This is a genomic window from Thalassotalea euphylliae, assembly GCF_042682785.1.
Classification (GTDB): domain Bacteria; phylum Pseudomonadota; class Gammaproteobacteria; order Enterobacterales; family Alteromonadaceae; genus Thalassotalea_F; species Thalassotalea_F euphylliae.
Window position 1 is genome coordinate 43,001 of record NZ_JBHUIB010000007.1, and the last position, 12,743, is coordinate 55,743.

Annotated in this window: 11 protein-coding genes; all 11 read right to left on the bottom strand. The window is 42.3% G+C overall.

What is annotated here, in order from left to right:
* A complete protein-coding gene (locus tag ACFSJY_RS13840; RefSeq protein ID WP_386035307.1) occupies positions 1 to 924 on the bottom strand; it encodes a glycosyltransferase family 2 protein in 924 nt (307 codons plus the stop codon).
* Between the two features lies 1 nt (position 925).
* Complete coding sequence (locus ACFSJY_RS13845; RefSeq protein WP_386035309.1) at positions 926 to 1,807, bottom strand: hypothetical protein; 882 nt, start codon at positions 1,805 to 1,807, stop codon at positions 926 to 928.
* A 2-nt stretch (positions 1,808 to 1,809) separates the two neighbouring features.
* Entirely contained in the window at positions 1,810 to 2,784 is a 975-nt protein-coding gene (locus ACFSJY_RS13850) for a glycosyltransferase family 2 protein (RefSeq protein WP_386035311.1), read from the bottom strand.
* A 2-nt stretch (positions 2,785 to 2,786) separates the two neighbouring features.
* Positions 2,787 to 3,932 (bottom strand): glycosyltransferase family 2 protein, encoded by a 1,146-nt coding sequence (locus ACFSJY_RS13855; RefSeq protein WP_386035313.1) that lies wholly within the window; start codon positions 3,930 to 3,932, stop codon positions 2,787 to 2,789.
* Positions 3,932 to 4,594, bottom strand: a complete 663-nt coding sequence (locus tag ACFSJY_RS13860; protein ID WP_386035315.1) for a hypothetical protein — start codon at positions 4,592 to 4,594, stop codon at positions 3,932 to 3,934. Before ACFSJY_RS13860 ends, ACFSJY_RS13855 begins: the two co-directional genes overlap by 1 nt.
* The gene (locus tag ACFSJY_RS13865; RefSeq protein WP_386035317.1) at positions 4,581 to 5,888 is read right to left on the bottom strand and encodes a putative O-glycosylation ligase, exosortase A system-associated; all 1,308 of its coding nucleotides are present in this window, start codon (positions 5,886 to 5,888) and stop codon (positions 4,581 to 4,583) included. Before ACFSJY_RS13865 ends, ACFSJY_RS13860 begins: the two co-directional genes overlap by 14 nt.
* A gap of 85 nt (positions 5,889 to 5,973) precedes the next feature.
* Complete coding sequence (locus ACFSJY_RS13870) at positions 5,974 to 7,329, bottom strand: phenylacetate--CoA ligase family protein (protein ID WP_386035319.1); 1,356 nt, start codon at positions 7,327 to 7,329, stop codon at positions 5,974 to 5,976.
* Complete coding sequence (locus ACFSJY_RS13875; protein WP_386035321.1) at positions 7,322 to 8,407, bottom strand: glycosyltransferase family 4 protein; 1,086 nt, start codon at positions 8,405 to 8,407, stop codon at positions 7,322 to 7,324. Before ACFSJY_RS13875 ends, ACFSJY_RS13870 begins: the two co-directional genes overlap by 8 nt.
* On the bottom strand, positions 8,400 to 9,620 hold the full coding sequence (locus tag ACFSJY_RS13880) for a TIGR04063 family PEP-CTERM/XrtA system glycosyltransferase (protein ID WP_386035323.1): 1,221 nt from the start codon (positions 9,618 to 9,620) through the stop codon (positions 8,400 to 8,402). The genes ACFSJY_RS13875 and ACFSJY_RS13880 overlap by 8 nt, the downstream gene beginning before the upstream one ends.
* Before the next feature lie 3 nt (positions 9,621 to 9,623).
* Positions 9,624 to 11,555 carry an XrtA/PEP-CTERM system amidotransferase gene (locus tag ACFSJY_RS13885; protein ID WP_386035325.1) on the bottom strand — a complete coding sequence of 644 codons (1,932 nt, stop codon included), beginning with the start codon at positions 11,553 to 11,555 and terminating at the stop codon, positions 9,624 to 9,626.
* A gap of 4 nt (positions 11,556 to 11,559) precedes the next feature.
* Entirely contained in the window at positions 11,560 to 12,738 is a 1,179-nt protein-coding gene (locus tag ACFSJY_RS13890; RefSeq protein WP_386035327.1) for a TIGR03088 family PEP-CTERM/XrtA system glycosyltransferase, read from the bottom strand.
* Positions 12,739 to 12,743: the final 5 nt, after the last annotated feature.

Below are 12,743 nucleotides of genomic sequence, written 5' to 3' on the forward strand. Positions count from 1 at the left end.
TTAATGTTTGGCCTCTTTTTTTTGCGCCTCAGTGCAATAACCTTTGTACTTTTGAATTTCCCAAGCAGATTTGAATTTTCTTTCAAAGTCACCATTAACAGAAGCCAATAGATACCCCAATAAATTCTGTACATACATTTTATGCATCCATACGGGCACCTGAAATATTTGGCGATGATCTTTGTATTCTTCCGACTGCTGACAGTATTCGCCGCGTCCAAACCGTCTTGCGCGCCCTAAAATCCAATTCCAAGTCACTTGATTGTCGCGAATAATATGTTGCACGCTTGATTTAGGGTTGAACCAACAACGATGGCCTCCTGTGTCATGAGCTCGAATATTGAATTCTGTCTCACTGCCCATGGCATAATTTGTTCCATTAGGACCAATATCGGTGTTAAAGATTATGCCACCATCAAAAACTTTTCTTCTTACAACCATGTTTGGCCCCCACACCATAGTGGGGGAAATTTTACCCTCTGGCCAGTCATCGCCAGTCACCGCGTAAGTAATTCCTTTTGGAACTAAATTTTTCACCCAATCTGGCGTATTCTCTGGCCAGCAAGGTGCTATTTTACCGCCAAAAATATCGAATTCGGGGTTCTCATTTGCCGCTCGCTCTGTTTCAACAAGCCAATTGGGATGGGGAATAACATCGTCATCTGTTAATAGTACGATATCGCCTTTAACGTGAGCTAACCCTGTATTCAGTGCCTGATTTTTTCCTTGTCTTGGTTCATGAATATATTCCAGAGGAAGTTTATCTTTAAAGGAGTCTACGACACTTTTGGTATTATCCGTACTCGCGTTATCTACAATTATTACTTGCCAACCTGTCGCTGGCACTTTTAAATTTTGAAACGCTGACAACATAGTGTTTAGTGTCAACGAGCCATTATGTGTAGCAAACAACACTGAAATCATATTAATGCCCCTTTGACCATTTTTTTAATTTAGAAAAAATTCTGTCAATAAACTTTTGCATCGGTGTTTTTTTCGTGTCCCACATGACAAGCTTTTCATCTTTTACGGGGTGCCAAAGCATATTCGGTATGTCACCAACATCACGATACTTGGGTCTAAATTTAAAGGTACCGGGACCTAAGTCTTCATCGAAACGATTATTGGTGTAAAACCTGTTTTTATTGTCTGGTTGTACAAACTGTCCATCACCACCAATATCTTCTATCGTTAAACCATGGTGCAACATAACCGTCGCCACTAAGGCCTCTGGATGGCCCGACCACCCCTCTGACAAGGTTGTTTTTAATAACGATAACGCCCGATTAGAGAATCTAGCGAACGGGAAAAAGCCTCGCACTTTATGCTCGTTTACAACAGTAACATTACTTGGAGGGGTTAATGACTTCCAAATACCCCACTCTGGAAATTCGTCATATGCGACCAACGTGGTGGACAGCAAATCAGCATCACTATCTTGAAACGCGTCGAAAAAAAGGCGCCAATTGCCAGAAAAATGCACATCATATTCGATAAACCAATAATGTTTGTACAAAGAATATTCATCAAAAAACATGAGAAACATCGTTTCTTCATTACCCGGTATAAAGGTCTGATGGTATTTATCTGGCGTTTTATATTCGACCCAGCGTTGCTGATTGAAAGGTACTGCAGTTATGCCTTCAGGTAATTTTCTTTTTTTTACTTTTCTCGGTGTCTCATCGTACAAGAAAAAAAAGTCATAACCTTCAGGTATTTCTGACTTAATTTTATGTAAATTTTCAATAACCTGTTGATCAAGGTAGAAGCCGCGAACAACGACACAATGCTCATTTTGTGAAGACATTTTTACTCCCGCCCCTTTCCTGACATATGACGAATGACAGAATACACACCAGGCATCGAAAGCAACGCGTAGACAAAAGCTTTAATATTTTTTTCATAAGCTAACGACCGATTAAAGGCTGAACGAGCTAGGTCTCTTCTATTCGCCCAAAAGCACTGATAGCCGTACGTAAACCATTGCTGATATAGTATTTCGTTAAACGAATCTTCTGGTAAGCTGTCACCAAACGCATCAGTGAGGCCGAATTTTTCCTTCGTATACTCCAATACCAAAGCCTGAAAATTTTGCTCGTGCACTTTCCGCGTAATACTGTTTGGGTTGGTGCGATACAAGGCAAAAGGAAAGGCTAGTTTCACGGCACGATAACGAAACGCAATACGTAGCCATAAATCATAGTCTTCGCCTATGACTAAGTCTTCATTAAAGCAACCAACATCATCCAGTACTGACTTATCCATTAAAATAGTGCCTGTCCATATATATACATCTTCAAACATTTTCGGATAGAGGGCAGTGGAAAAGTCGCTATCTACTTCTGCCAACGTGTTGGGATTCTGGATCTGATATAGTTGTTCTGCCGACGGATACATTCCTGCATTATCTGGCTCCCAACGCTTAAAAGCAGAGAAGCATACTTTAACGTTTTGCTTCCCTAATGCATCAAGTTGTTGCGCAAGCTTATCTGGATGCCAAAAATCGTCCGAATCGAGGAAGGCAATATATTCACCTTGGGCTTTGGCAATACCCAAATTTCGCGCCTTCGATACTCCACCATTTTCCTTGAAAATAGACACTACACGCGAGTCATTTGAAGCTAATAGTTCAATAATTTCAGCAGAATTATCGCTAGAGCCGTCATCGACTACGATAACTTCAAGGTTTTCATAGCTTTGATTAAGAATGCTGCTTACCGCCTCATGAATAAACGCGGCACCATTGTAATTAGGCACTATAACTGAGATCAGAGGCATCCCCATGACTACCCCAACATCACAAGCTTAAGATGACTATACGCGAGAACGTAATTAGACTTTTTAACGTGTTGGTAAGCATTTTTCGCTAACGCTTTTTTAAGTTGTTTAACAACTGGCTTGCCGGAGGTGCCTGCAGATTTCAAGCTAAAAATGACGGTTTTGATAATTGTCGACGCGTCCCTCATGACCGTAGCGTCTTGGTAACCTAACATTAGGTCAAGTTTCTTCAGTTCGTCTATCGATAAGTGCTTATATTCCAAAAGGTTACTGGCGATCAGCTGTTTCCAAGTATCTGACCATGTTAACCACGCGCCGACATTAGCAGCAATCAAGAGTTTGTTTAAATACGCCATGCGCATTTTTAAGGGTTCGGAAGCATCACTTGCAACATCATAAATGAAGGTCTCAAGCGGTAAGTTTTCCAAGTAGTACTCGATAAAGCGCCTATCTTGAGAGAGAAATTTTTCACGACGCTGCGCTGCTTGGTAATTGAAGTTTGCACTACCTCTTTCTCCGTCATGAATTCGACGAGAAAAAGATGGAATGTCAATAAAAGACCCACGAAATTTTTGAGCAAGCCTCAGTTCAAATTCATAGTCTTCTGAACAAGGGTAAGTAGTATCAATTCCCCCCAAGGTGTCATAGCACGTTTTTCTGGCGATAATGGCATTATGAGCAATTGAGCAACCTTCAAGTAAGCGCACAAAAATTTGCTGGTCATTGCTAAAATGTGGACGACGTTGACCCGTAATTTTTAAGCTGCCATCTACAAGCGAATCTGCTTGGTAATGCCAGCCAAATATATAGTCCACCTGATCTTTTGCCAGTGCTTTCACACAATGCTCAAGGTAATCAAGTTCAGCAACATCATCATCATCAAACACCCAGATGTATTCGCCTTGAGCACACTCTAAGCCTAGATTCACCGCGGCTGGCTTGCCACCATTATCTTTACGAATCACCCTCACTAATGGCTGATATGACGCCAACAAAGCCTCTACGTTATAATGGCTACCATCGTCGACAACGATAATTTCTAAAGGTGATGATGTTTGGTTTACCAAGCTTTCAATAGCTGGTACCAGGAAATCTTGTCGGTTATACGTCGGTACAATAATTGATACCGTTGGCATGTCCATGTCTGCACCCATTATTGCCAAACACCTGCCGAGATCAGTTTGTTTTTTAAGCCATCCAATGGAAAGCCCTCAGCGTATACTTGCTTAGCAATAGGTAATGCAGCTTCGTAATTCTGCATAGCAACATAGGATAGCGCCAAGTTATAGCTCAACTGGATATTATCAAGCCCCAAACGCTCAGCCTTTTTATATGCAACCACCGCCTGGTCATACTGCTTGAAACGGTGCTTATGAATACCATATATCATCGCTGTCTCGCCTTCTTCTGGTTGAAAGCGCATTGCTCGTTCAAAATAGCAATCGGCACTCAAAAATAGTTTCTTGTGCCGTTTAGCAAAAGTTGCCGAGTTTTTTCGTTCTAATTCAAATCGAGAGGCTAAATCCAAACCTTTTGGATGATTTGGAATCGCTCTTAGTGTGTAATCAAGATCGTCAGCTATAGAACCTGTACTTCCTCGTTTAAGGCGTAACATCGATTTCGTTAAATGGCGTTTAGTCACTATGCGAATTTTCCCTTGCGATTGAGCACCAGTCGATTGATGATTAGCAGGGTCATAATAATCAAAAGGACCAAAATGGTTGTCCAACGAGCCACATTTACGCTCGTTAGCATTCACCGAAAAGGACAAACTGAATATCGCTATTAGCAATAATGATACGCTAAGTTTTTTCATAGTTGAGTTCTTCTTTTTTATACATTTCTCGAATATTCAAAACGCATACTATAGCTATCAATGCGTAGAGCAATTCAAAATAGGCAAGACTAACATTCATACCGGTAATGCCATATCCGACAAGCGATAGAGTGATATACCCTGAGAGCTTTTGGCACCACTCAACACCATTCTTTTTGGCTTTTTTCGCTATGGTTCGACAATTAAAATAACAAGTTGCTAGCATTGTTAGGAACAAAAACAGTCCAACAAAACCCTGATCACCTAGTACTTGGAAGTAAATATTGTGAGCGGCTTTGGGTTTAATATAATTCGGCACTTCTGGTGTATATATTGGTCCAAAATTAGATGTTTCATCTTTGTAAGCAAACCAAACGACTCGGTCAGTAACGGCTTTATAACCACCACCAGTGAGCGGATTATCTATCGCAATTAATGTTGATATTTTCCAAGCCCAAAGACGCCCGATAAAAGAGCTATCTTCTGCTGCCGCGGTCTTAATAGTAGACTGCCGCTCTTTCCACTCATCTGGCGCGTATTGAAAACCTATCGGGATAATTAACGCTGCTAAGAGCGCTAGGACAAGTTTGTGATTTGATTTGAACCATAAAAACAGGCCGAGAATGGAGATACCGATAAATCCACCACGAGAGAAGGTACCAATAATAGCCACAACATTAAGCAAACAAAGTCCCATGAGGCCTTGTTTCAATAGCTTATGTTTGGTCGTAGACCATAAATAAAGTATCAGTGGTATACACATATTTACTGCGACGGCAAAATCGTTACGGTCTGCGATGATAGGTGAGCGGCCAACAATTCTATGCCCACCGGCAGATAATATAAACTTGACGCCTTCCATCGCCGCGTAGGCCGATATTGCCAGAACAATAGCCCATATTATCGCGTCAATATGTAATCGTTTCGTACAAGCAAGTGTGATAAATAAAAACAATAATAAAATTTTGACGACTTGGATAAAGTAATTCCAAACAGCGCCACCATCTATCTGGATATGGAATGCGGACGACCAAAAATTCCAGAACCCAAACAGCAAAACGAGCACGAGTAAGGCATTTGCTTTAAATCCTTTTTCTTTGGGCAACACTAGATAAGAAGCCATTGCGATAAGAGCAACGGTAAAGTTCATCCTAAAGCTAGTAGAGAACCCATAGGCCCAAACTGTTGGTGCCATTAAGGCAATCCACAACCAAGCAACTATGCCTAAAAATGGACGTTTAAACGAATAATAAATCGTTATAAAAAGAAATATAACGAGTATGAGGTCGCGCACTATTTCTCATCCTCATCGTTTGCCCACTTCAGCAAGAAAATCATTGCGCCAACGCTCATTAATAAAAATAAACTATCTATCAAAATTAATACTCTACTTTACTGATTACATATCGGAATTTGCCCGATTTTTCCGCAGCAATACTATCAACGACTTGCAACTCAACTTCCACAGTTTCGCCCAATCGTTGTTTAAATCCGTTAACGATTGTACCGCGCATTTCTTCTGTTAGAGAGTGTGTCGGCACAATTTCAACACGTGTATGCGTTAAGCTTTCCTGCACTATTTTGAATGCATCAATACCTGACATTTCGCGAAGTATGTAGATTAACGCCAAACCATGCATGATAGTGCCGTCTTGTGCGACGACAAAATCTGTTGTTCTGCCTTCAATATTCTTCAACACAGGTAAGCCGCGGCCACATGAGCAAGAGTCAGTGTCTATGGCGCCTATATCACCCGTTCGATAGCGAATAAATGGAAAATCAGACGTTGCCATATGGGTGACGACAATTTCTCCACTCTCCCCGTCGGGCAATACGTTGCCTTGGCTATCGACAATCTCAACAATAATATCTTCTGCACTGATGTGCATTTTACCGTTAGCGCATGCGTGAGCAATAAAGCCAGCATCTCGACCGCCATATCCATTGGCAACAGGCGCATTGAAGACCTTTTCAATCACTTCTTGCTGGTACGGATATAATCGCTCGCTGGTAACGAAAACCACTTTGATACCCAAGTTATCCAACGCAATATTATGCTTCTGTGCCGTCTGTGCAATCAGCGCATATACCGAGGGATAGCCAAATAGCATTTTAGGCGCAATCGATTTAATTTGTTCGATAAAACCCAGTAATTTGACTTCATCCATATCGAAAGCTGGCACCAGGGTTGAACGAAATAATTTATCGCGCGCAATACGCACTTTGTCTTGCGCGCCAAGTTCAATGGGCGATCCCCAGGCAACGATTTCTTTGTCACCAATATCTACATCCCACCAACGTGTTGCTCGCCACTTTTCAGCGACGTCGTGGCTAACTCGCTCATTGCTCAACAAAAAGGTCAGTGGCGTACCACTAGAGCCACCCGTGGTAAATGGCTGTGTTGGTCCTGCCTTTTCCGATTTAAGCTGCTCAAAGTTCTCTCGAATAACTGTTTTATCAAGGAAAGGCAATGCAGATAACTCTGCTTTTAAGGCAATATCGCCTGCTTCAATTCCGAGCTTTTTGAAAACATCGCGGTAATAGGGTACATCTTGGCTCGCCTTATCCAAAAACTTGGCTAATCGTTTATTCGCATTTTCATTGATCGCTTCTGTACTTTGCCACTGGCTTTGCTCTAACTGCTTTTTGATGCGCACCGTATCATGCTTTTTCAACAGTTCATGAAGTGGAAAAAGTATATTCGCAACGAGTTTAGTGTATAGCGCGCTAAACATTTTTTGCTCCACATGCTGATTGGTAGCAACTAGCCAGTTCTTGCCATACGTTCGACCACCAAAATTTTTCGATGGTGAGTAAACCGTTTTTCGTTAGACGTTCTCGTTCAGTAGCATCTTTGAGTAATGTCAAAGACAAGTTCGTCAATTTATCAACATCTTTGGGATCGGCAAGCAACGCATCATGGTTATCAGTGACTAGCTTTGGAATTCCACCTACATTGGTGCTGACCACAGGCGTGCCACACGCCAACGATTCAATAAGTGAGTTTGGTGAGTTATCAACAATGCTAGTGTTTAGCATCAGATCAGCTGATTTATATAATCCAGATATCTCATCAGGTGACAGCCTACCCACAAATGTGACATGGTCAGCGATGCCCAAAGACTCTGTTAGTTTTTTTAGATGAGATAGCTCAGGGCCCGTTCCCGCCACTTTCAAGTCAGCCTCGGGAAACGACTGACGAATACCAGCAAATACTCGAATAGCGGTATCGACGTCATATATCTCTTCAAGGTTACGGGTCACGATAATACATGGCTGCATCGATGCTTGACGATCCACGGTATTGAATCGTTGTTGATTGAGCACATTAGGAATAACACGAGCGCGTTTTCCATATTGCTGAAACACATCTTGCAAGAAACTCGAAGGTACAACGATATCATCGACTAAATCCATAGTTTTGCGCACCGATGACCATGACTTGGCAAAAAAGTCCGCGGCATAACCGCCACGGTAATTCAGTACTACCGGAATGTTTAGCTGTTTTGCAATTTTAATAGCAGGAGCAGCAAATAAATGCCAAGACCACCCAGAATTTGCCATGATATGAACCACATCAACATCAGCTAATTGTTGTTTCAATGCCTTCTGGTATTGCACTAACCTGACTAAAGCTCGGAATACAGGGATCTTGCCTGCCCACGAGGGTTTATAAGGAGGGTTCACTTGAACAACTGTGACTAGTAAACCTTCTGACGCTAGGAAACTTGCAAGTTGTTTTGTTTGATTAGCCATACCGCCTGCAGGTGGCGGTAAAGGCCCAACAATAGCGACATGCTTAACACTAGTCATTTTGCACAGTTTTCTTTGCTAATCGTTGATAAACAGGTAAGTAATTACTTACACTATTTTTCCAATTACGTACATTCTCAACGTAATTACGCCCATTTTCTCTTAACACTGGCCAAGCGGCTTCACGGTTAAAAATATCAAAGACTTTTCTTACCAACGCATCGACATCACCCGCTTTAAATAAAAAGCCTGTTTCGTTATCTGTGATGAGCTCATGATGACCACCAACATCCGACGCTAAAAACAAACGTGTTTGGGCCATCGCTTCTAGCGGCTTAAGTGGTGTCACTAACTCAGTTAATCGCATCGATTTACGCGGATATACTAATAAATCGACGAGTGAGTAATATTTCCCTACCTCACTATGAGGGACGCGCCCCGTAAACCTTACGCGGTCCTGAAGACCAAGTTGATTAACTTGTGCCTTAAGATTTGCCTCTTGAGGACCACCGCCAACAAGCAGTAAAAAGGCATTAGGCATTTGCTTTATTATTTGTGGCATCGCTTTTACCAACAAATCTAACCCTTCATAAGCATAGAAAGAGCCAATAAAACCAAGGACTTGTTTTCCTTCCAGGTTCAACTGTTCAACCATTTCAATGTCTTTTTCAGAAATTTTCTCGAACTGCTCTACATTGACCGCATTTGGAATCACTGTAAGCTTGCTGTCCGCAACTCCTCGGCCAATTAAATCGTTTTTCAAACCCTGACATATTGTCGTTACAGCGTCAGCATGCTTAACCACGTGCGACTCAAGCGAACGCGTCATTTTATAACGAAGGTCACCTTCCTTGCAGGTGCCATGATCTACCGCTGCATCTTCCCAAAATGCACGAATTTCATAGACAACAGGAATCCCTTTTTTCTTGGCCGCTTTTAAAGCCGCCAAACCATTCAACGCAGGCGAGTGCGCATGAATAATGTCAGGATTTTCTTTCTCGATAACGTCTAAAATGCGTTTCTCCATAGGAGAGACAAACGAAAGTTGGTTTAGCACGGGGAGTTTACTTAACACGCCAGCTGGCTTTGCGCTGCGATAAAACGTTAAGCCATCAACTTCTTCAATTTCTTCTTCAACATTGCCATGTTTAGGACTGGTGACATGGCACGTTTCGATACCCAGTGCATGTTGTTGTTTCAGAATAGAGCGCGTGCGAAACGTGTAGCCACTATGCAGTGGAATAGAATGATCAAGAACATGCAACACTTTCATCGCTTACACACCTGCCTGGCCTGATTGCGCTGCTCGCTTCGTTTCGGAGCTTTGACGCAAAAACGATTCAAACATCATCAATGTCCACAAAGAAGCACTGTTATCACGCACACCTTTTACGTGCTGATCAACAAGCGTTTTGAGTTGTTGCGCAGAAAAATAGCCAGATTCAGTCATGTGTTTACCAAGTAAACCATCATACAAACGCTCTTTTAATGGCCCTTTGAACCAGGTTGCAAGCGGTACAGAGAATCCCATTTTTTTGCGGTAGAGCACGTCATGCGGTAAATGCGGTTCCATTGCTTTCTTAAGCGTATGCTTGCCAACACCGCTAACAAGGTTCAGAGAAGTTGGCGCTTTAAAGCCCCACTCAACAAACTTATGATCGAGAAATGGAACGCGTACTTCAAGTGAGTGCGCCATACTGGCACGGTCAACCTTAGTTAAGATATCGCCGACTAAATACGTCTTCATATCAAGGTATTGCGCTTTCTTGATCGGGTCTAAATTACTGAGTTTAGATCGATACTGGTTAAAAACTTCAATCGACGAATAGCCATTGAGCTTTTGTTTGTAATCATCAGAATATAGCTTTAATCGCTCGTCACGGCGCAGAATGGACATAGAGTTGTGATAGCCTTCTACCGTATCCAAAGCCATTGACTGAAACGTGGTTTTCGCTCGGAAAATACGAGGTGCCCAATCCATCTTCGGATACAGTGCGCCAAGCGGGCCAAAAACCGGCTTACGCAGACCTAGTGGTAGCATGCCGCGCACTTTTTCTTCATGGCCATGTAGTCGGTATCGACCATAGCCAGCAAAAAGTTCATCAGCCCCATCACCAGACAAGGCAACCGTGACATGTTTACGCGCCAATTCACATACTCGATAAGTTGGCATAGCTGAACTATCTGCGTATGGTTCGTCATACAAAAACGCGAGCTTATCGATCAGGTCAAAATCATTCTGCCCCACCATTTCAATGTGGTGATTCGATTTGTAGCGCTCTGCGACCATTTTCGCAAAATCTGTTTCGTTAAAGGTTTCAACGTCGAAGCCAATGGAGCAGGCGTTAACCGGATCATCTTGCAATTGCGACATCAGCGCAACCACAGCACTAGAGTCTACACCACCTGACAAGAAAGACCCCAGCGGCACATCTGCTACCATTCGGATATCTACAGCTTCTTTAAGGCGTTCAACCAGTTGCGCTTCTATTTCTTGCGACGATAGTTCGTTGTCAAAATCAACAGGGATATCCCAGTACTCTTCTTGCTCTGGTAAACTTTTTTGACCACGATGAATGGTAAATCGATGGCCTGGGCGCAATTTGTAGGTATGTTGATATATTGTGTGTGGCTCTGGTACATAACCAAACGTAAAGTAGTCTTCGATGGTTGTATCGCGTAGCGTGTGATCAAATCGAGGGTGCTGCGTAAGTACCTTTAATTCTGAGCCAAAAGCAAAGTGCCCATTATCGAGTAGCGTAAAGAAAAATGGTTTGATACCAACGCGGTCACGCGCGACAAAAAGTGCTTCCTTTTCTTTATCCCACACGGCAAAAGCAAACATGCCTCGCAAATGGTGTACACAATCTTCACCCCATTCGAGATAGGCGTTTAGAATCGTTTCAGTGTCGCCGTCTGTGTTAAACACATACCCTTTGCTTTTCAACTCTGTATGTAACGCTTTGAAATTATAAATTTCGCCATTAAAGACGATAACTGCTCGGCCACAAGCACTTTGCATCGGCTGAGGACTACCCTCTAAATCAATAATGGATAGGCGTCTGTGCGCAAGTGCCAAACCTGGTTCAAAATAGTAATCACCAGCATCTGGACCTCGATGGATTTGACGATCATTCATGGCAGCTATTAAATCTGCTGGTATCGCCTGTTTTTCACCTACATGGAAAATTCCCGCTATTCCACACATTTACTTATTTCCTATCGACTTGCTTATAAAGCGTTTCATAAAGGTCGTGATACTTCCCGACCATTGATTGAATACTAAAATGTTTTACACAGTGCTCTCGCGCTTTAACGCTATCTTGAGACAGGTTTTCGCGATTTTTTGTGTATTGTTCCATAGCTGTTTGCAATGCTTCAACATTGTTAACGGCAACTAAGTGGCTATCCTGATGCTTAGGCATTATGAGATCAGGGTTTCCACCTACTTTAGTAGCGACAACCGGTAAGCCAGACGCCATAGCTTCTAAAATCGTGTTCGAAATACCTTCTGCAAGCGAAGGCAATACAAATACATCCATATTGGCCATAAGCTCAGGAATGTCTGTTCGCAGCCCAGTAAAGCAAATATCTTGCTCAAAACCAGACGCTGCTGCGCGTTGCTTCATGTCAGCCATGAGTACACCATCACCGACGATAAGTAACTTTGCCTGCGCATCATCTGCCTTGGCTTCTTGCTTCAGTGCTATAAATGCTTCTAACAAAAAAGTTTGATTTTTTACTTCCGCAAGGCGTCCAACCGTGCCAAAAACAACATTACCGTCACCTTTTAATTGATTTGGAAGTTCAGAGGCCTTGTTGTCTGGTGAAAACCTTTCAATATTAACGCCATTGCAGATGTGATTAACCTTCGACGGACTAACGTGTATTTTATCGATTAAGTAATCACGCGCTTCAGAAGAAAGCGCTACATATTGATGAATAAAGGGTTTAAATATCTTTCTAAGGGTTTGATATTTTGTATTTGTGCCACCAATATCACTTGTATCCCAGCCATGTTCACCATGCACTCTTGCTTTTATACCAGCAGCAAACGCAGCTACCTGCGCTTCTAGAGGATTTAAATTGCGAGAGTGGCAAATATCAGGTTTAAGTTTGCTTAGCAATTTCCAGCAGCGATATAGCCAACTTAATCCGCGGCCCGGTGATTTGTGTAAATCAAATATTTGATAATTGTCAGTATTAATGCGCGCGACAAACGATGCATCATGATCTGTGATACACACAATAGAGTGATGATATCTGTCTTGTGGCAAATTATTGATTAAATTCACCACGCCATTTTCTAGTCCGCCCGTCGCAAACGAGTATACGATATGCGCGACATGTATCTTGCTCTTATCGATATGACTGGCGTTCGAAATATTCATGCTTA

Bases quoted from the DNA above. Each gene is read 5' to 3' on its own strand.
- ACFSJY_RS13860 (WP_386035315.1), bottom strand. From the start codon at position 4,594: ATGAAAAAACTTAGCGTATCATTATTGCTAATAGCGATATTCAGTTTG.
- ACFSJY_RS13890 (WP_386035327.1), bottom strand. From the start codon at position 12,738: ATGAATATTTCGAACGCCAGTCATATCGATAAGAGCAAGATACATGTC.
- ACFSJY_RS13875 (WP_386035321.1), bottom strand. From the start codon at position 8,407: ATGACTAGTGTTAAGCATGTCGCTATTGTTGGGCCTTTACCGCCACCT.
- ACFSJY_RS13885 (WP_386035325.1), bottom strand. From the start codon at position 11,555: ATGTGTGGAATAGCGGGAATTTTCCATGTAGGTGAAAAACAGGCGATA.
- ACFSJY_RS13850 (WP_386035311.1), bottom strand. From the start codon at position 2,784: ATGGGGATGCCTCTGATCTCAGTTATAGTGCCTAATTACAATGGTGCC.
- ACFSJY_RS13870 (WP_386035319.1), bottom strand. From the start codon at position 7,329: ATGTTTAGCGCGCTATACACTAAACTCGTTGCGAATATACTTTTTCCA.
- ACFSJY_RS13855 (WP_386035313.1), bottom strand. From the start codon at position 3,932: ATGGGTGCAGACATGGACATGCCAACGGTATCAATTATTGTACCGACG.
- ACFSJY_RS13845 (WP_386035309.1), bottom strand. From the start codon at position 1,807: ATGTCTTCACAAAATGAGCATTGTGTCGTTGTTCGCGGCTTCTACCTT.
- ACFSJY_RS13840 (WP_386035307.1), bottom strand. From the start codon at position 924: ATGATTTCAGTGTTGTTTGCTACACATAATGGCTCGTTGACACTAAAC.
- ACFSJY_RS13880 (WP_386035323.1), bottom strand. From the start codon at position 9,620: ATGAAAGTGTTGCATGTTCTTGATCATTCTATTCCACTGCATAGTGGC.